The sequence below is a fragment of the Colwellia psychrerythraea 34H genome, from assembly GCF_000012325.1.
In the GTDB taxonomy this organism is placed as follows: Bacteria; Pseudomonadota; Gammaproteobacteria; order Enterobacterales; family Alteromonadaceae; genus Colwellia; species Colwellia psychrerythraea_A.
Genome location: NC_003910.7, coordinates 305599 through 324478 on the forward strand (window position 1 = coordinate 305599; position 18880 = coordinate 324478).

At 37.2% G+C, this 18880-nt stretch carries 16 protein-coding genes; 13 read left to right on the forward strand and 3 right to left on the reverse strand.

All coding sequences use genetic code 11. The features are described from left to right. Nucleotides 1-51 precede the first annotated feature (51 nt). On the forward strand, nucleotides 52-1620 hold the full coding sequence (gene ubiB / locus CPS_RS01365; protein ID WP_011041169.1) for a ubiquinone biosynthesis regulatory protein kinase UbiB: 1569 nt from the start codon (nucleotides 52-54) through the stop codon (nucleotides 1618-1620). Nucleotides 1621-1888: 268 nt separating this feature from the next. On the opposite strand, the gene CPS_RS01370 is transcribed toward ubiB, so the two are convergent. Together CPS_RS01370 and rep are read right to left on the reverse strand one after the other, a co-directional pair. Next, entirely contained in the window at nucleotides 1889-2497 is a 609-nt protein-coding gene (locus CPS_RS01370; protein ID WP_011041171.1) for a hypothetical protein, read from the reverse strand. Between the two features lie 171 nt (nucleotides 2498-2668). Continuing rightward, a complete protein-coding gene (gene rep, locus CPS_RS01375; protein WP_011041173.1) occupies nucleotides 2669-4702 on the reverse strand; it encodes a DNA helicase Rep in 2034 nt (677 codons plus the stop codon). Between the two features lie 113 nt (nucleotides 4703-4815). On the opposite strand from rep, the gene ubiK reads away from it, so the two are divergent. From ubiK to CPS_RS01420, 10 genes are all read left to right on the forward strand, one after another. Then, on the forward strand, nucleotides 4816-5067 hold the full coding sequence (gene ubiK / locus CPS_RS01380; protein ID WP_011041174.1) for a ubiquinone biosynthesis accessory factor UbiK: 252 nt from the start codon (nucleotides 4816-4818) through the stop codon (nucleotides 5065-5067). Nucleotides 5068-5147: 80 nt separating this feature from the next. Further along, on the forward strand, nucleotides 5148-6560 hold the full coding sequence (locus CPS_RS01385) for a phosphomannomutase/phosphoglucomutase (protein ID WP_011041175.1): 1413 nt from the start codon (nucleotides 5148-5150) through the stop codon (nucleotides 6558-6560). 9 nt (nucleotides 6561-6569) lie between these two features. After that, complete coding sequence (locus CPS_RS01390) at nucleotides 6570-6806, forward strand: hypothetical protein (protein WP_138140216.1); 237 nt, start codon at nucleotides 6570-6572, stop codon at nucleotides 6804-6806. Between the two features lie 271 nt (nucleotides 6807-7077). Continuing rightward, nucleotides 7078-7503, forward strand: a complete 426-nt coding sequence (locus tag CPS_RS01395) for a hypothetical protein (protein WP_138140217.1) — start codon at nucleotides 7078-7080, stop codon at nucleotides 7501-7503. Next, the gene (locus tag CPS_RS01400; protein ID WP_011041178.1) at nucleotides 7503-7898 is read left to right on the forward strand and encodes a hypothetical protein; all 396 of its coding nucleotides are present in this window, start codon (nucleotides 7503-7505) and stop codon (nucleotides 7896-7898) included. Before CPS_RS01395 ends, CPS_RS01400 begins: the two co-directional genes overlap by 1 nt. Nucleotides 7899-8007: 109 nt before the next feature. After that, entirely contained in the window at nucleotides 8008-8343 is a 336-nt protein-coding gene (locus CPS_RS22760; RefSeq protein ID WP_011041180.1) for a hypothetical protein, read from the forward strand. A gap of 116 nt (nucleotides 8344-8459) precedes the next feature. Next, entirely contained in the window at nucleotides 8460-10742 is a 2283-nt protein-coding gene (gene wecB / locus CPS_RS01405; protein WP_011041181.1) for a non-hydrolyzing UDP-N-acetylglucosamine 2-epimerase, read from the forward strand. A gap of 83 nt (nucleotides 10743-10825) precedes the next feature. Next, on the forward strand, nucleotides 10826-13570 hold the full coding sequence (gene prsT / locus CPS_RS01410) for an XrtA/PEP-CTERM system TPR-repeat protein PrsT (RefSeq protein ID WP_011041182.1): 2745 nt from the start codon (nucleotides 10826-10828) through the stop codon (nucleotides 13568-13570). 87 nt (nucleotides 13571-13657) lie between these two features. Then, nucleotides 13658-16336 (forward strand): XrtA/PEP-CTERM system TPR-repeat protein PrsT, encoded by a 2679-nt coding sequence (gene prsT / locus CPS_RS01415; protein ID WP_011041183.1) that lies wholly within the window; start codon nucleotides 13658-13660, stop codon nucleotides 16334-16336. Between the two features lie 198 nt (nucleotides 16337-16534). Beyond that, nucleotides 16535-17308, forward strand: a complete 774-nt coding sequence (locus CPS_RS01420; RefSeq protein ID WP_041736557.1) for a PEP-CTERM sorting domain-containing protein — start codon at nucleotides 16535-16537, stop codon at nucleotides 17306-17308. Between the two features lie 254 nt (nucleotides 17309-17562). Here CPS_RS01420 and CPS_RS01425 read toward each other — a convergent pair whose 3' ends face one another. Further along, nucleotides 17563-17865, reverse strand: a complete 303-nt coding sequence (locus tag CPS_RS01425; RefSeq protein WP_011041186.1) for a c-type cytochrome — start codon at nucleotides 17863-17865, stop codon at nucleotides 17563-17565. A gap of 202 nt (nucleotides 17866-18067) precedes the next feature. Between CPS_RS01425 and CPS_RS01430 the strand changes: the two genes are divergently transcribed. Together CPS_RS01430 and CPS_RS01435 are read left to right on the forward strand one after the other, a co-directional pair. After that, nucleotides 18068-18379: a DUF3630 family protein gene (locus CPS_RS01430; RefSeq protein ID WP_138140218.1), complete on the forward strand. Its 312-nt coding sequence runs from the start codon at nucleotides 18068-18070 to the stop codon at nucleotides 18377-18379. After that, nucleotides 18379-18858: a DUF523 domain-containing protein gene (locus tag CPS_RS01435; protein WP_011041188.1), complete on the forward strand. Its 480-nt coding sequence runs from the start codon at nucleotides 18379-18381 to the stop codon at nucleotides 18856-18858. The genes CPS_RS01430 and CPS_RS01435 overlap by 1 nt, the downstream gene beginning before the upstream one ends. The last annotated feature ends 22 nt before the right edge of the window (nucleotides 18859-18880 follow it).

An 18880-nucleotide genomic window follows, 5' to 3' on the forward strand; every position in this document is an offset into this window, starting at 1 on the left:
ACCACTAATAGCTCTACTAGCACTAATAATATATAGGAAATAATAACCGCCGTGAGTAGCCAACGTCTTTATCAAATAGTCAAAACTTTCTTGAATTTCGGTTTAGACGAAATGGTACCTGCGGATATGTTGCCTTGGTATGCTAACGTCGGCAGACACAGCTTATTTTGGTTGAGAAATAAGCATAAAGATAAAACCCCAGAGCAGCGTTTTCGTTTAGCTATAGAATCTTTAGGGCCTGTTTTTATTAAATTTGGCCAAATGCTGTCAACTCGCCGTGACTTATTACCACCCGAATTAGCCGATGAACTCGCCTTACTTCAGGATAAAGTAACCCCGTTTGACGGAGAACAAGCAAGACAACTAATCATTGATGCAATGGGCATAGATGTTTTTGAGCAACATTTTAAAGACTTTGATCTTGTCCCATTAGCATCTGCCTCTATTGCGCAAGTGCATACTGCAACACTACTGACTGCTGAGAAAAATGAGAATATCGTTATTAAGGTGTTGCGACCTAATATCAGTAAAACCATTTTAGCCGACATTAAAGTGATGTCATTGTTTGCTGGTGTCGTAGCGCGCTGGTTACCCGATGGTAAGCGTTTACGTCCAAAAGAAGTGGTAGAAGAATATCGAAAAACGATTTTAGATGAATTAGATCTTAATCGTGAAGCCGCAAATGCTATCCAATTAAAGCGTAATTTTGAACAAGGCAGTGAATACGATAAAGCGCTTTACGTGCCTGAAATTTATAGTGAATATAGTTTTGAAAACGTTTTGGTTATGGAGCGTATTTATGGCATTGGTGTGGGTGAGATAGAGACTCTTAACCAGCTTGGCGTGAATATGAAATTACTGGCAGAGCGTGGTGTAGAGGTTTTTTTCACGCAAGTATTTCGTGATAGCTTCTTTCATGCGGATATGCACCCTGGTAATGTTTTTGTTGATGCAACTCACCCAGAAGATCCTACTTGGATTGCGATTGATTGCGGTATTGTTGGTACATTAAATCGTGAAGATAAACGTTATTTAGCTGAAAATTTTGTTGCCTTTTTTAATCGTGATTATCGTAAAGTTGCCCAGCTACATGTTGATTCTGGTTGGGTGCCAGCCAATACCAGTGTAGATGAATTTGAGTTTGCCATTCGTACTGTTTGCGAGCCTATTTTCAACAAACCCTTGTCAGAAATATCTTTTGGACAAGTATTAGTTAATTTATTCAATACTGCACGTCGCTTTAATATGGAAGTACAACCGCAGCTTGTTCTACTGCAAAAAACCTTGTTGTATATTGAAGGTTTGGGTCGTCAGCTATATCCACAACTGGATTTATGGCAAACAGCAAAACCATTTTTAGAAAACTGGGTGAAAGAGCAAATGGGTGTTAAAGCCGTTTTAAGTAAAATTAAAGCTAACTTACCTTTTTGGAATGAAAAATTACCTGAGATGCCAGACTTAATTTACGACTACTTAAAAACAAGCCGTGAAAATCAACACCAACAAACGCAGATAATGCAAACACTGTTGGCGAGTCAGAGCAAAAATAATCAGCGAATTATCTATAGCATTGTTGCTGCAGCAATTATTATTGCAGGGGCGATTCTGTTAAGTCATTAGATTTACTGCTAGTGACTACTTACTAGTGGCAGACTTCTTTAAACTAAAGAGATAGATTACTCTTTAGTTTAAGATAGATAAGCAAGTAAACATAGCATGTTGGTTGGCTTTCTCAACGTGTTCTACGGTTTTCTTCTTTGTTACACCTAACTCCCAATAAACCACCGCATCATATTTAGCGTATGGATCCCCGCTCAGTGACTACAGGGATGACTGCTTTGACCTTGGTTGATATTAGCCATACAACATAAAGTTTCATTGGAGTATGTTATTTAATAAGTGTTGCTATTCCCTTATCAACACCATAAATATCGCTAGGATAAAACCCTAAGGTTATATGAAAGTCTTTATCAGGTAACATTAAGTGTTGACGGTAACTTGTCGCTTGTGGCGATTGAGCAACAACAAAATATGTTGTTTTATCTTTTATACTTACTCGCCCTAAGCCACTTAAAGATACAGACAAAATTGTCCCTATATCAATCTCTTTTGTGACCGATTGGTATTCGTATGGATTAATTAATGTCATGTGGAAAGTCTGATGATCTCTCTCACTTTGATGTTGTCGATAACGGGGAAAGTCATCACCTAGTATTTTCTTCATTTGGGATAAGTACAGCTCAATATCGGCTGCGTTTACTTTCCCTCCTACATAAATTAAGCCGCTATTATCAGTTAATTCAACGATTTCTAATTGAATAACTAATGCCTTTTTTAGGGCTAGAACAGTATCAGACATAGGTACTTCTATAGGTTGATTATTGGTATTCTCAGCTAAAGACTCGGGTAGTGTATTAGCAGACAAAGTCGCTTGCCAAAATATTATAAGAGTGAGTAAAACACCTTTGAAATTAGCCATGTTATTAATTTTTTTCATCTATTATCATCACTTAATTAGACATTAAATTTAGAGTTGATTGCATCATACAGTTAATTCGGCAGAGTAAATTAATACCAGAACAATTTCTTGAGCCTACATTGATATTTACATATTGTTCATCTGAAGAAATAACATTCAAGTTAAACCTTTCTAGTTAAAGCCGTAAACTTATTTTTTCGCTTCTTTAGCTTTAGCGAGTTGGGCACGTAAACCTGCCATGCCTTGTTGATTTGATTTCTCAACGTGCTCAACGGTTTTCTTCTTTGCGGCGCCCAATTCCCAATTTAAGTCATCTTGGGGTAATTCATGTAAAAATCTACTAGCTTCAGTACGAGACAATTCACCAAATTGCCTGCGCTCTCTAGCGTAAGTAAAAATTAATTCACGCTGAGCGCGAGTAATACCAACATAAGCAAGGCGACGCTCTTCTTCAACACTGCCTTCATCAATACTGGTTTGATGGGGTAATAAACCTTCTTCCATACCAATTAAGAATACATAGGGAAACTCGAGGCCTTTAGAAGCATGCAGTGTCATCAATTGAACTTGATCGTTACTGTCCTCTTCTTCATTTCGTTCCATCATATCGCGCAAGGTTAAACGAGTAACAATTTGCGGTAAGGTCATCGGCTCTTCGTCATCACTACCTTCAAGCATTTGTGTAACCCAGCTAAAGAGCTCGGTGACATTTTTCATACGCATCTCGGCTGCTTTAGCACTCATCGAGGTATCGTATAGGAAGTCTTCGTAATTAATTTGACGGATCATGGAGCGTAATACTGCGGCAGTATCACCTCGTTCGGCCTGATCAGCAATATCAACAACCCATTGTGTAAATGCTTGCATTTTCATTAAGCTGCGACCGGTTAAGGTTTGTTCTAAACCAAGTTCAAAACTGGCAGCAAACATACTAATTTGGCGCATGTTGGCGTAGGTGCCTAATTTCTCTAACGTCGCTGGGCCTAATTCACGTTTAGGCACATTCACAATACGTAAGAAAGCATTGTCATCGTCAGGGTTAACCAGTACCCGCAAATAGGCCATGACATCTTTTATTTCTGGACGGGAAAAAAACGAAGTACCACCACTGATTTTATAAGGGATACGGTTTTGCATCAGTGCTTTTTCAAGTAAACGTGATTGGTGATTACCACGATAAAGTACCGCGTAATCTTTATATTGACTGCGGTTCATAAAGCGATGACCAATGAGTTCGCCTATAACACGCTCAATTTCATTTTCTTCATTTTTCGCTTGTATTACTCTAAGTTCTACACCGTAGGCAAGTTCACTAAATAATGCTTTGTCATACACATGCGGGTTATTGGCAATCAGAACATTGGCGCATTTTAAGATACGACCACTCGAACGGTAATTTTGCTCAAGTTTAATTAATTTTAACGCGGGAAAGTCTTTACCAAGCAGTATTAAATTCTCTGGTTTAGCACCACGCCATGAATAAATAGACTGATCGTCATCGCCTACTACGGTTAAACGACCACGCTCACCAGTAATATTCTTAACTAATTCATATTGGCTAGCGTTAGTATCCTGATATTCATCCACCAATAAATAACGAATTTTGTTCTGCCAACGCTCACGCACTTCAGGATAGTTTTTCATTAACAGTGTCGGGATCAGAATCAAATCATCAAAATCCAATGCATTGTATGCTTTCATATGTTTATGATAGCGCTGATAAAATTCAGCATATTCACTGCTGTCAGCATCACTTGCAGATTTTAGAGCATCATCAGGTAAGAATAAGTCATTTTTCCAATTTGAAATTTTGCTTTGTAGTTTGCTCAACAAGTCTTTATCGCCATCAAGTTCATCAATGGTTAATTCCTTGAGTAATGCTAGGCTGTCTTGATCATCAAATAAGGTAAAGCCAGGCTTGTAACCCAGAATTTTTATTTCGCGACGAACAATATCAAGCCCTAACGAGTGAAACGTAGAAACCGTTAAACCGCGAGTTAGGTCTCGACCAAGCATTTTTTGAATACGCTCTTTCATTTCACGTGCCGCTTTATTGGTAAAGGTTACCGCGGCAATATTACGTGCTTTGTAGTCACACTTTTGAATGAGGTAGGCGATTTTTTGACAAATAACCCCGGTTTTACCTGAGCCAGCGCCTGCCAACACAAGGCATGGACCACTCACAAATTTTACTGCTTCATTTTGTCCGGGATTCAGTTTCATTAGTTTTATCGTTATTTAATTCGAATAAATTTTCATGTGGTAGATTTTACCTGTTTTTAGTCATGTGCAAAACAGTTACAATGCTAACAAGTGAAAATTGATGAGAAATTATTATGTTGAATGCAAAAAAGATTGAAGAAATTGCCAAGCAAGTCACAGAATCTATCCCTCCAGGCTTAAAAAGTATGGCGAATGATTTTGAAGATAAAGCGAAATCGGTTTTACAAAGTAAATTATCACAGCTTGATGTGGTAACTCGCGAAGAGTTTGATGTGCAAACGCAAGTATTGATCAAAACACGCGCTAAAATATCTGAACTTGAAGCTAAGTTAGCCGAATTAGAAGAAAAAATAGCTTCAAGCTAATGAGTCAAGTACGACCTGTTAAATTATAACCATACTGTTATTTACAATCATCCATACAATGCCAAGGACGAGATTATTTCATGTCATATTCTAAAGTAGCCCTAACGTCGGGCCCTTCTGCAATTACTTGTTTCAAAGCTTATGATATCCGGGGAAAATTAGGCGAACAATTAAATACCGATGTTGCCTACCGGGTAGGTCGCGCTTTTGCTCAACATACCAAAGCAAAATCCGTAGTAGTAGGTGGTGATATTCGCTTAACCAGTGAAGAGTTAAAGCATGCTTTGGCGGAAGGTTTGATGGCAGGTGGCACTAACGTTATTGATTTAGGTTTAGCGGGTACAGAACATATTTACTTCGCGACCAGCCACTTACAATGCGACGGTGGCATTGTCGTTACCGCAAGTCACAATCCGATTGATTACAATGGCATGAAACTGGTACGCGAAAATTCAAAACCTATCAGTGGTGATACTGGCCTTTTTGATATTCAAGCGCTTGCTGAAAAAAACGATTTTATTGATGTTGAAACCGTAGGCACTTTAACAACAGTAGATATTACTCAACCTTATACAGAACATTTATTAACCTATATTGATGATAAAAATATCACTCCGTTGAAGCTGGTAGTAAACGCTGGAAATGGTACAGCAGGTCCTGCACTGGATGCTATTGAAAGTGCCTTTAAGGCGCTGAATGTTCCGGTTGAATTTATTAAAGTACATCATCAGCCTGATGGTAGTTTCCCTAACGGTATTCCAAACCCATTACTGATAGAAAATCGTGCAGCAACGCGTGATGCCGTAATTGAACACGGCGCTGATATGGGCATAGCCTGGGATGGCGATTTTGATCGTTGTTTCTTGTTCGATGAAAACGGTGAGTTTATTGAAGGTTATTATATTGTTGGTTTATTAGCTGATAATTTTTTAAACAGAATTGAAGGCAGTAAAGCCGAAGCCAAAATAATTCATGATCCACGTTTAACTTGGAATACCATTGATATTGCTGAAAAAGCAGGTGGTCAAGCCATTCAAAGTAAAACGGGTCACGCTTTTATCAAAGAACGTATGCGTAGCGAAGATGCTATTTATGGCGGTGAAATGAGTGCCCATCATTATTTCCGTGATTTCTTCTATTGCGACAGCGGTATGATCCCTTGGTTATTAATTGCGGAACTTGTTTGTTTGCGCAAACAGCCGCTTTCTAGTTTAGTTAAACAGCGAATAGCAGCTTACCCATCATCGGGTGAAATTAATAATACTATTGCTGACCCTAAAGCAGCTATTGCACGTGTTTTTGCTTTTTATCAAGAACAAGCACAAGTGATTGATAAAACTGATGGTATTAGTATGGAATTTGGTAACTGGCGCTTTAACTTACGTAGCAGTAATACAGAGCCTGTGGTTCGTTTAAATGTTGAGTCTAAAGCTGATGTGGCATTAATGCAGGAAAAAACAGAGCAAGTATTGGCTTTGTTATTGGCTGAGTAGTCTTCTTTTATGGCAGAGAGTTTAATGGCTAACAGCGAACGATTTTCGGACTTAAATCCAAGCTATGGCACGCTTTCATTGACTGAATTTGTTCATCAGTATGAAAACAGCCTACCTGAGGCGAGGTTATTTGAATTAACCCTGCCTTGGCTCGCTGCGACCGAAGAGTTTATGCTCCCTGAAAACAGCCAAGTAATCGTTCACTGTTTGTATCACACAAGGAAAGGGCAAGAGCTCTGGTATTAAACATCGCTTGGCCATTAATGCTTATCATCAAGGTATGCAAAGTATTGTTTTTGATCACTATGGTACCGGCGATAGTGATGGTTAACTCATTGATACCAAACTGACAATATGGCAGCAGGATATTCTATTCCAGCTTGGAGATATTAAAACTCGGTCTTCACACGCTATTTATCTATCGTTACCTTTATCTTCAGTATTATTATCAGATGAAATGCTAAGCTTGATTGACGGTGTATTACTCTTACAGTCTGACTTTAATGGTAAATGTTTCGTGCAACAGTTCAAATGCATAGCACTCGCTTCAGGGCTTACTCAAGATAATAGTACTCAGGCCAACAAGTCTAAAAATACTGCAGCAGACGAAGATGAAACTGTTGAAATTGCCGGTTATCTAATGAACGCTAATTTATTGGATGAGTTGGCAGGACAGAATATCAATAAGTTAGCTGATTTTGACATCGATTTTCATTGGTTTGAATGGCAAGCTCAATCGGAAGAGTTGAGCCCTAGCAGAATAAAGCAGCAACAAGCATTGGCCAATAAAAATAATAAATTACTTGTACAACAAGTCGATGATGTAAAGTTTTGGCAAGCAACTGAATTACAAATTGCACAATCCTTTTTAACCCAAGAACAGCTAATCTTTTCTCAGTTAGCGTTTTCGATTTTAGTTTTGTCTAAAACTGAGACAAACTGATGAATGAGCAAGGTGTTATTTTTAACAGTAATGGCAAACAATTAGTAGGTATTGAGCATTTGCCTGAGCCAATTCATCAAGGACAAACTAATAAAGGCGTAATCATTGTTGTTGGTGGCCCGCAAACTCGTGTTGGTAGCCACAGACTATTTGTTCATTTGGCTCGAGCTTTAGCAAAGCAGCGTATTGTGGTATTTTGCTTTGATTATAGCGGAGCAGGTGATAGTGAAGGGACTGTTAGCACTTTTACTGATATTCAAGATGATATTGAGGCCGCCTTCACACCTTTGAGCAGCGCCATAGTGATATTACTGAGTTGGCTTGATGGGGCTTATGCGATGCTGCATCGGCCATTTTGCTTTACTTCAATGAGCGCCCTCAACAAGCGAAGATAAAACAAGTGTTTTTAGTAAACCCTTGGGTGAGACAATCACAAACCCAAGCAAAGGCTTACCTTCGTTCTTATTATATTAAACGTTTTTTAGTAAGGCGTTTTGGCAAAAATTGCTGTCAGGAAAAGTACAATCTGCATTTACTGATATTCAAAACTTTCATCAACAAAGCCGAACCAGCAACGATATTAACAAACAAGAGAACTTTGTAACGCAAATGCTACGAGGATTGAATCAATTTTCAGGTACGTGTGATATCTTTCTCAGTGGCAATGACTTAACCGCCGATGAATTTAAGTTATTAATTAAAAGCAATAAGCATTGGCGGGAGGTAATGGCTCGCGCTACTATAAATCAGCAAATAATTTGCCAGGCGGACCACACTTCTTCTCAACGAGATAAGCAAAGCCAGTTAATTGAATTAGTCTGTAAAGCTTTAGCGAAGTAAATCGTTAATAGTTCATTAAAAATTCAATTAAGCTATGTTACTTGCATCCATAAATGCCTTACAATTACGAAATAAATAAAGTTATCTGCATAAATTTAACAACATAAGGAAGCAAAATGAAAATAGGGATTATCGTTGGCACTCGCCCAGAAATAATCAAAATGGCACCCGTTATTCGTGAATGTAAAAAGCGCGGTATTGCCTATTTCATCATCCATTCTAATCAGCATTACTCTCAAGAGATGGATAGCATTTTCTTTAAAGAATTGGAGTTACCAGCACCAGATTATAATTTGGGTGTTGGCTCAGGTTTACATAGTAATCAAACCGGTAATATTTTAATTGAAATGGAGCCCATCTTGTTGCAAGAAAAGCCTGATGTGGTTTTAGTGCAAGGAGATACCAATACAGTATTAGCTGGCGCATTGGCGGCCTCCAAACTTGATATCAAGGTAGGTCACATTGAAGCTGGCTTACGTAGTTATGATCGCACTATGCCAGAGGAAACTAACCGTATTCTTACCGATCACATGAGTGAATATCTATTTGCCGTTGGTCCAAATCAGCATGCTATTCTGGCGAAAGAAGGTATCGATAGCGATAAAATTTTTACTGTTGGTAATACGGTTTCAGATTCTTTGTTTCAACATTTAGATATCTCAGCTAGCACCAGTACCATCTTGGCTGATCTGGACGTCACTTCAGGAGAGTTCTTCCTAGTAACCGCGCATCGTGCTTCTAATGTTGATATCCCAGCAAACTTATTAGAACTGTTAGCATTATTTGATAAATTACATGCAAAATACAGCCAAACTATTGTTTGGCCTATTCATCCAAGAACTCAATCTAAGTTAAAAGAGTTTTCAATAGAATTACCAAGTTACTTAAAGCTTATTCCTCCTATTGGTTACTTAGACTTTATTCAATTACAAAAACATGCGCAGTTAATTTTAACTGATTCTGGCGGTATTCAAGAAGAAGCATGTTTATTAGGTGTACCTTGTATTACTTTACGTGAAAATACTGAACGTCCTGAATCAATTGAAGTAGGCGCGAATGTATTAGTTGGCCGTGATGCAGTTAAAGCGTTAGCAGCAGCAGATAAATGGCTTGCTAGTGATGCAGCTAGCTTTAGTTGGAGTAACCCTTTTGGCGATGGTCACGTTGCTGAAACTATTTTAGATATCATCACTAATTCAGTGCCAAATACCCTTGAAGAAGAAATTATTGCTAAAAATGAAACGCTAAGTGTTATTGGTATGGGTTATATGGGTTTACCTATAGCGAGTTTGTTAGCTGAAGCGGGTTATAAAGTAACCGGTGTTGATTTAAATAGCGATAAAGTTAGTGTTATTAATGAAGCACAATGCCCTTTTGATGAAGCGGGTTTACCTGAACTCATTACTAAGGTTGTTTCACAAGGCTTTTTAACTGCCAGTACTGAAATTCCTTCAAGTGAAACGTATTTAGTGGCCGTGCCGACACCGCACAAAAATAATAGTTGTGACCGAAGTTATGTTTTTAGCGCAGTTGATGCTATCGCTAAGGTGGCCAAAAATGGTCAAACCGTAATTGTTGAATCGACCATATCGCCACAAACAAGTGTTGCTGTTGCACAACGGTTCGCTGATGCTGGTTTGACGATTGATGTTGTTCATTGTCCTGAGCGTGCAATTCCTGGACAAACCTTACATGAACTTGTTCACAACGACAGGATTATCGGTGCAACGAGCATTGAAGCACAGCAGAAAGTTAAAACAATTTACCAAAGTTTTGTCAAAGGTGAAGTCTTCTTAACCGATCTAACTACTGCAGAATGTATCAAATTAGTTGAAAACACTTCACGTGATGTGGGTATTGCTTTTGCCAATGAATTATCACAAATATGTGAAGAGCTTGAAGTTGATGTCTATGAAGTTATTCGTTTAGCAAATCGCCATCCAAGAGTAAATGTATTAACACCAGGTCCTGGTGTTGGTGGACACTGTATTCCGATTGACCCTTGGTTCTTAGTTGAAAATACTAAAGCGGGTGAGTTTGTTCGATTAGCACGTGAAATTAATGATAAACGCCCAAGTATAGTGGCAGAGCAAGCATTAGCATTACTAGGTGATACTAAGGATAACTTAGCAGGTAAAAAGGTAGGCATCTTAGGCGTGGCGTATAAGGCCAATGTAGATGACTGTCGTGAGTCTCCTGCAGATGCAATCCTTGATCACTTTAAGAAAGCAGGTGTTGACGTTAATTACCATGACCCATTCGTACCAAATTGGCATTGTGAAAAACAAGAAACGATTACAGAGATTGATAACTGGGCAGATGTTCTTATTTTGGTAACAGACCATGAATGCTACAGTAATTTGAAGGTTTCAAGCCTCTTGCTTAATGCACGAGCATAATAAAAAACCCATTAGCTTTGCTGTTAATGGGTTTTATTTTTTGTTAGCTTAATAATAATGATAACCGCAAAAGGAATTTTGACATGAAATTTGTAAAAGCCTCTCTCTATTTAAGTATCGCGCTGGCAATATCGGCTTGTGGTGAACAAGTCTCTGTTGAATCTCATTTAGAAAATGCAAAAAGCTATCTAAATGAAAACAAAGTTAATGAAAGTATTATTGAATTAAAAAATGCTATTCGAGCTGATACTAAAAATGCTGAAGCACGTTTTTTGTTAGGTCAAATTTATTTAAGTTTAGGTGATGGTCTTGCTGCGGTTAAAGAGCTGGAACGAGCGCAATCATTAAAATATCCGGATAACAAAGTTCTACCCTTACTAGCACGAGCCTATATCTTAACTGACAGTGATAGTGATGTAATCGCATTAAGTACTGCAGCTAAGGGACTCGCTGCTGAAGAAAGAAGTCAATATTTAGCCTACCAAACACTAGCGGCGCTACGTAGTGAACAACCAGACTTAGCCAAGCAAAGTGTTGAATTAGCGCAGTCAATTGCCCAACAAAGTCTTTATAGTATGCTGGCCTCGGCGTATCTTCAGTTATCAGAAAATAAATATGATGAAGTGAAAACACTTATCTCGAGAATTCTAACTATAGAGGCTAAGCAAGTTGATGCGCTGATGTTGCAGGGGCAAGTAGCTATGGTCACTGAAGAATATCAACTGGCAGTAGATAGCTTTAAGCAGTATATGGAGTTACAACCTCGATTTTCAATGGTGGAATTATTATTAGCTAATGCATTACTTAAAGCGGGCCATGATGAGGAAGCTGAACAACATGCAGATGCTATATTAGCTAAAGTTAATAACCAACCTTTTGCTAACTATATCAAAGCTATGGTGCGCTTTCAGGCAAAAGACTTTGACAAAGCTAGTGAGCATGCTGAGGCGGCATTATCGGCAGACTTTAATCAATTTAATTTAAAATTAGTGGCAGGAGCGAGTGCTTTTTATCTTAAAAATTGGCAGCAAAGTTATCATCATTTAAGTGCTATTGTTAAGTACCTACCTAATGATCACCAAGCTCGTCGTATGCTTGCGGTTACTCAGTTAGAATTAGGGTTAATTGATGAGATTAGTGCCACTATTGGTGATTTTGATGGTAATGATGAGGTTAACTCTCAATTTTTATCTTCTTTAAGTTATAAGCTATTAGAATTAGGGGCGACTACAGAAGCTAAGAAATTACTTGCTCAAAATGGTCAAAACAGCTCAAAGAATGCAGCACATAATGCCCGCCAAGGTATTTTAAAGTTAATGATGAACGATCCTTCAGGTATAGAGAATTTACAAGATGCAGTAAAACTCAACCCTGAGCTTATTGAAGCAGAATTAGCAATAGCATTTTCCGCATTGCAAAGAGGTGATATCGCTAAGGCTAATGCCATTGCTGAAAAATGGCAAAAGCAATACCCGGACAAAGCTAGTAGTTTTAATTTATTAGCCAGTATTGCAATAAAAGAAGGGAAGTATGATAAAGCAGAACAAGCACTTAAGAAAAGTTTAAGTTTAGAGCAAGACAATTTTTTTGCACTGACCGAACAATTACGTATTGCTCGCAAACAAGAAAATATCCCCTTAAGTAAACAACGTGCTGATTATTTAATAACCATTGCGCCTACAAATAATAAAGTATTAAGACAGTATTTTGGTGTTTATCGCAATGAGATGGCGTTAGCAAAACTGACCGCTGCTTATGAACTTGATAAAACAGATATTAATAAAGCTATATTATTATCTGAAGCGATGGTGAGTTTAGGTCAATTAAAGCAAGCTGAAAGTATACTTGTATCAATAGCCGATACTGCAAAGTTACCTAAGCGTTATTGGCAATTATTGTTACTTACCTACAAAAAACAAAAGAATTTCGAAAAAATACGACCTACACTAGAAAAATGGTTGAAAGAGAACCCTTATCACATTGAAGCTGTTGTGCTGTTAACTGATTTCTATGCGAGCCAAAGAAATTATGAGCGTGCTTTAACTGTTATTAAACGCGGACTTGATAACCATAAGGATAATTTGGTTTTACAGTTAGTTCAAATGCAGTTATTGCTAAACAACAAGCAAATATCTCCTGCGAAAAGTCTTTATAAAATTATAGAGAATAAAAATATTAACGACGCACTTAAACAGGGCCTGCTCGGACGCATATATCTCCTAGAGGAGGATTATGTTCAAGCATTACCTAAGTTAACCGTTTTTTATCAGACTTATCCGAGCAGTCAAAATGCTATTTATTTAGCAGGGGCTCATTTAGGCAATAAAGATAATGCCAAGGCAGTAAAAGTGTTAGAGCACTATCTGACTATTGATGCAAACAATAACCGTATTGAAACAATGCTCGCGGGAATATACCTCGAAAATGATAGTGATAAGGCTATTGCTGTCTATGATGACGTTGTTAAAAAACAACCGAAAAATGTAGTTGCCCATAACAACCTTGCTTGGTTATATTTAGAGCAAGATAATATCAGTAAAGCCCTAGAACATGCTGAAAAGGCATTAGAATTGGCACCGCAAATTGCTAATATTGTCGATACATACGCTAAGGTTTTATTAGGGTCCGGTGATAAAAGAGCGGCCTTGCAATATGCAAGTAAAGCTTCTGAAATAGCCAAAGGGAAGGACGTTGATATTCAATTGAATTATGTTGAAGCACTTATTGCTAATAATCGAATAAATGAAGCAAAAGATTTATTAGCTAAAGTTGCTACCGCAACAGATGAGCAGAAAAATAAAAAATCAAAACTACTAGCGCAATTATAATTTTGCCTAGCAAATTCTAAAAAACGACTGCAATGGCAGTCGTTTTTAGTTTATTTAAGGTGAATAAAATAGATAAAGAGAATTGATATGAAAAAGTATATAAAACCTTCAGCCATACTATTAACGTTAATCTTAAGTGCGTGTAGTGAAACAAAAACAGTACAGCAATTGATCAGTAGTGGTAACAGCTTTGTTCAAGTTAGGGATTTTTCTAGTGCTGTAATAGAATTTAAAAATGCGGTCCGTCTAGAACCTAAAAATGCTAATGCTCGCTTTGAACTAGGAAATGCTTATTTAGAGCAAGGTAATTTTGTTAATGCAGAAAAAGAATTTTCTCGGGCCGTAGAATTAGGCCTAGATTTTTCTAATATCGCTGCACTTATGGCAAGAGTAAACACTCATTTAGATAAAGCGGATGAGGTTTATCAGTTAGTTGAACGTAGTGATGAATTGACGGATGATGATTATGTTGAGGTATTAACTTATGCAGGTATTACTGCATTAAAACAGAACCGAATCTCTCAAGGGCAAGATTATTTAACACAAGCGATAGTAATTAATCCAGATGCTGCTTATAGCCGGATAGCACAAGCTTATGTTCATTATGCGGATCGAGAGTTTTCTCAAGGTATAGTCGTTATTAGTAATTTACTTAATGAGAAAACTGATGCTACAGAAGCAATGTTGATACAAGGACATTTGTATTATGCACAGCAAGAATTTGAGCATGCCAGTGGGGCTTTTGCGCTTTATCTTAATTATCATCCACAAGATCATAAAATACGTTTTTTCGAAGTAAATAGTCTAATTAAAGCCGAAAAGTTTGAACAAGCAAATGTAATCACAAATACCTTATTAAAAGCATTTAAAGACTCTTCCTTAGCATTACAATTTAAAGCACAACTCGAATATCAAAAGAAAAATTATAGTGCAGCAAGAGATTATGCCGAAGAAGCATTACAGCATGGTCAAGACTTTTTAGGAGCTAAAATTATTGCAGGGGTTAGTTCATATTTTTTAGGGGACGTAGAACAAGCATATACCAAGTTAAATGGCATTGTTGAACGAGTGCCTAATAACCTCTTAGTTAAAAAAATCCTTGCAGTAACTAAGTTTGAGCTAGGGTATTACGCCGATGCAGCCGAAAATTTTTCATCTCTTGAGGGGCTTACCTCTGCGGATCTACAACTATTGAAAAGTTCAAGTGCAAGTTTAATGGGGATTGGTTATGTGGATAATGCATTGTCCTTAATAAATAAAGCGGAAGAATTTTCTCCAGATAATGCACAGGTAGCGGCGCAAAAAGGCCTTATGCTCTTATCCCAAAATGATATTAGTGGCATTAATTCGATGAAGCGTGCTGTTGAGCTTGACCCTTCACTCACTTATGTCCAAGTGGCATTAGCTATAGGGTATCTAAATATAGGTGAAGAAAATAAAGCTCAAAAAATAGCGGATTTATATAAAGATAAGATTGACGAGGCAGATGTAGGACATGTGTTGGAAGGCTTCATTTATTTGAATAACAAACAAAGTGCTAATGCGCAAGTCAGTTTTGAAAAAGCACTTTCATTAAATCCTAAAAATATTGCCAGTTTGTATAACCTAGGTTTACTCCATAAAAGGGCTGCAGAAAATTCAAAAGCAATTATCTACTTTGATCGACTTATAGCATTATCTCCTGAGCATAAGGGAGCTTTAAAATCATTAGTCTCTATAGCTGTAAATAAAGAATATTTAGAAGAAGTTCTTACTATTCTAGTTAGGAATCATCAGACCGATAACCTCTATAGCATAATCGCACTAGCACAAGTTTTAAGAATAGATCAGCAAGTTGCTAAAGCAGTTACAACATTAGGGGGGATTGATAAATCTGTTAAGTTAACATCAAATTATTTTATGTTGTTGGGTGATAGTTATTTAGAGTTAGAAAAGTATCTAAAAGCTAATGCAATCTTTGAGCAAGGTTTAGCCCTTGAACCTAAAGATTACCTGTTGAATATTAGATATATTAGTACATTAGAGTGGCTAGGTGATTATACTGCAGCTCTGGATCAAACAAGGAGACTGCATAAGTATTATCCTAACAATATAAATATCACCACGTCGCTAATTTATCTTGAGGTGAGAAATAAAAACTATCAAGAAGCAAAATATTTATTAGAAGCTATAAAGGGCCAAAAAAGCAATCATCATCAACTCGATGCTATTGCAGGTGAAATTTATAGTTATGAAAAGGATTACCCTCAAGCAATTGAACATTTTTCTGTAGTTTACGAAAAAGAACCAACGGAGTTAAATTTACTCAACTTAGCACGAACATTAGGATTTGATAAACAAAATAAACAGGCAGAGAGACTATTAGAGTTATATCTTGATAAGAACCCCAACAATAGTAAAATTCGTTTTTTACTTGCAGAATTATACAACCCACAAGATAGAAAGAAGAGGGTTGTTCAATACCAAGTTTTATCGACACAAATACCTAATAATGCAATCGTATTTAATAATTTGGCATGGAATCAATTCAAATTAAAGCAAACTGCTGAAGCACTTATAAATATAGAGAAGGCATACCAATTACAACCTGATAGTTTAGCAATCCAAGAATCTTACGGTGTTATTCTCATAGCAAATAACAAATTAAGCCAAGGAATTAATATACTCGAAAGCGCTATTTTGTCTGGTTCAACTGATGCTGCAGCAAAGGAGTATTTGATTAAAGCTAAGACTTTACTCAATAATCAAGGTAAGTCTAGTGGCTAGATTGGTAACTTAAAGCTGTCAGTATTTTTTACATTTATTTCTATTTTATTTCTATTTTATTTGTATTTTATCTCTTAATTTTTGATAATTAAGCTTTTTATTTTTTTGGTACGGTACGTGCATTAGTTGACAGAATGAATATTAACTAAAATAGTTTTATGTTAATAAAAGCACATTAAATAAAGGACACAATAAATTATGAATAAGTTTTCTAAAATATTAACTGCAGGTGCATTAGTATTGTCAAGTATTTCAGCTTCAGCATCAGAGATCACAGTTGGTGGTGTAACTTGGGACCCTGATTATCAGACTTTGTTAGCAACTGACTTTATTGGTGCTGTTGAATTTGCTCAATGGTTTTCTACTGCAGGGCTTAATTCATCGGGAGCTCCAATTATTACTCCAGCATTTCCAGGTACAGTAGGCTCAATGCTACAAGGTGTAGGCGAAATTACTCGCTTTAATGGAAAAACAGATTTTGTTTGTACTACTTGTGAATTGACTGTTACTTTTGGTGGCATGCTTTTTGATAATGACCTCACTGATGGCTCTGTATATGATTTAGCTGCTTCAGCAAGTACAGGTTTTTTAAATATTTACTTTGATAATACGGCAAATTTTGATCTGGGCGGCTTTGCCTCACAAGTTGACTCAGATGCTGCTGCGGATGGTTCTTTATTTTTATCTCTAGGCTTTGATACCTTACAACAAGGTCCTGGATATACAGCCCAAGTAGGTCATTTAGATTCATTTTGGAGTGTTAGTGGCGGTGCAGCGGCTGAATATTTTGATACTGATTCTCAGCTTTTTGGTTCAGATCTTGGTTTTGCTGCCACTGTAGACTTTCAAAATAACCTATACGGTATTGGGGGTGGCGTTGCTTCAGGTAACTCTATCCCAGAACCTACTAGTTTAGCTATTTTCGGCTTAGGTCTTTTAGGCTTAGCTGGCGCAGCTCATCGTAAAGCTTAGTATTGCTAAATAGCAAACTTTATTGGTTTGACTATTAATCAAGCTTTAGACAAAAAAACCTCCGTTAGGAGGTTTTTTTATACCTGCAATATAGGAATATGAAAGTGAAGTCATATTGGACCAAGGGTCAGTAATAACTAAAGGTTAGATGCTTTTGTGTTCTCTAGACTAGAGGATTAATAGCCACATACAAAAAAGCCCCAGTTTAACTAAGTTAAACTGGGGCTTTTTATAGGACTTGAAAAAGCGAAAGCTTATTTCATGTTAGCGTAGTAAGCCGCTAAGTTTTCCATGTCGGCAGGAGAAAGCGCCATAACCATACCTTTCATTGTAGGGTCGTTACGTTTGCCTGATTTAAAGTCGTTAAGTTGCTTTGTAAGGTAAGCTTCTTTTTGACCCGCTAAGTTAGGGTAAGTTGGTACAGCAGAAACACCAGCAGCACCGTGACAAGCTGCACACATTACTGATTTTGCTTTACCAGCTGCTGCATCACCAGCAAATACAGGAGATGCCATCATAACCGTCGCTGTTGCAACAGCAAACATAAGTTTATTCATAGTTTCACTCTCTTTGGTTCTAAGGTATTTGTAACCAAGGTCAAATGCAAGCATGATAGCTGAGTTACAAAGATAAAATTCTCTCTTGAGTATATGAAAATTAGAGGAACTTGTCGTGGATTTTTTTGTCAAAAGCCCTGATTAACATCAAACTTTAGTCGTATAATTAACTATATTTTACAAGATATGAACATTGGTGATTATGAACTCCGTTACAATTCCACAAAGTCTTGAGTCGTTAACATATCAAGTAGACTACTTGAACGTAACATTTAAAAACGACTGGTGCCAAGAAAATATCGCAACATTAATTGACCTGCTATTTTTACCTATCATGCCAGTTACTATGCAAGAGAAGATTATTGGCGCTGATCGGGAAAACATTCGCTTTCGCTGGGATAATAATAATTTTGTGTTGAACTTTGATTACTATAGTCAATCATGCTGGATCGAAGGGCAAGATAGTCCAAGTACAGAGCAATTAGCAACCCTTCACTTGGCTATGACAAAATAATGAAAATAAGTGAGCAACCCATTAATAAGATTTTAATCAGCTCATGCTTTTTAGGTGAGCGCGTTCGTTATAACGGAGTGGTGAAACCACTTGTGAACAAACTATTGCAGCAATGGCAAAAACAAGGTCGCTTAATTTCTATATGTCCTGAAGTTATTTCAGGGTTACCTGTTCCGAGACCACCTGCAGAAATAGACCCGAACACAAAGCAAGTCATCACGATAGAATCTATTGATGTCACTGAACAGTTTGATAAAGGGGCTAAAATTGCACTACATTTATGTCAGCAGCATAATATTCAATTAGCCCTATTAAAGGAATCAAGCCCCTCATGTGGTAGTAATACTATTTATGACGGAACATTTAGTCAGAAAAAGATTATTGGGGAAGGAGTAACAACCAAACTTTTACGAGTACATGGCATCAAAGTATTTTCTGAAGCTTCTATTGAAGAATTGGCTGCACAAATTGATAAGTAGTCTTTTTCAATAAATACATAAT

Bases quoted from the DNA above. Each gene is read 5' to 3' on its own strand.
- wecB (WP_011041181.1), top strand. From the start codon at position 8,460: ATGAAAATAGGGATTATCGTTGGCACTCGCCCAGAAATAATCAAAATG.
- CPS_RS01385 (WP_011041175.1), top strand. From the start codon at position 5,148: ATGTCATATTCTAAAGTAGCCCTAACGTCGGGCCCTTCTGCAATTACT.
- CPS_RS01390 (WP_138140216.1), top strand. From the start codon at position 6,570: ATGGCAGAGAGTTTAATGGCTAACAGCGAACGATTTTCGGACTTAAAT.
- ubiK (WP_011041174.1), top strand. From the start codon at position 4,816: ATGTTGAATGCAAAAAAGATTGAAGAAATTGCCAAGCAAGTCACAGAA.
- CPS_RS01420 (WP_041736557.1), top strand. From the start codon at position 16,535: ATGAATAAGTTTTCTAAAATATTAACTGCAGGTGCATTAGTATTGTCA.
- prsT (WP_011041182.1), top strand. From the start codon at position 10,826: ATGAAATTTGTAAAAGCCTCTCTCTATTTAAGTATCGCGCTGGCAATA.
- CPS_RS01425 (WP_011041186.1), bottom strand. From the start codon at position 17,865: ATGAATAAACTTATGTTTGCTGTTGCAACAGCGACGGTTATGATGGCA.
- rep (WP_011041173.1), bottom strand. From the start codon at position 4,702: ATGAAACTGAATCCCGGACAAAATGAAGCAGTAAAATTTGTGAGTGGT.
- prsT (WP_011041183.1), top strand. From the start codon at position 13,658: ATGAAAAAGTATATAAAACCTTCAGCCATACTATTAACGTTAATCTTA.
- CPS_RS01370 (WP_011041171.1), bottom strand. From the start codon at position 2,497: ATGAAAAAAATTAATAACATGGCTAATTTCAAAGGTGTTTTACTCACT.
- CPS_RS01435 (WP_011041188.1), top strand. From the start codon at position 18,379: ATGAAAATAAGTGAGCAACCCATTAATAAGATTTTAATCAGCTCATGC.
- CPS_RS01430 (WP_138140218.1), top strand. From the start codon at position 18,068: ATGAACTCCGTTACAATTCCACAAAGTCTTGAGTCGTTAACATATCAA.
- CPS_RS01400 (WP_011041178.1), top strand. From the start codon at position 7,503: ATGAATGAGCAAGGTGTTATTTTTAACAGTAATGGCAAACAATTAGTA.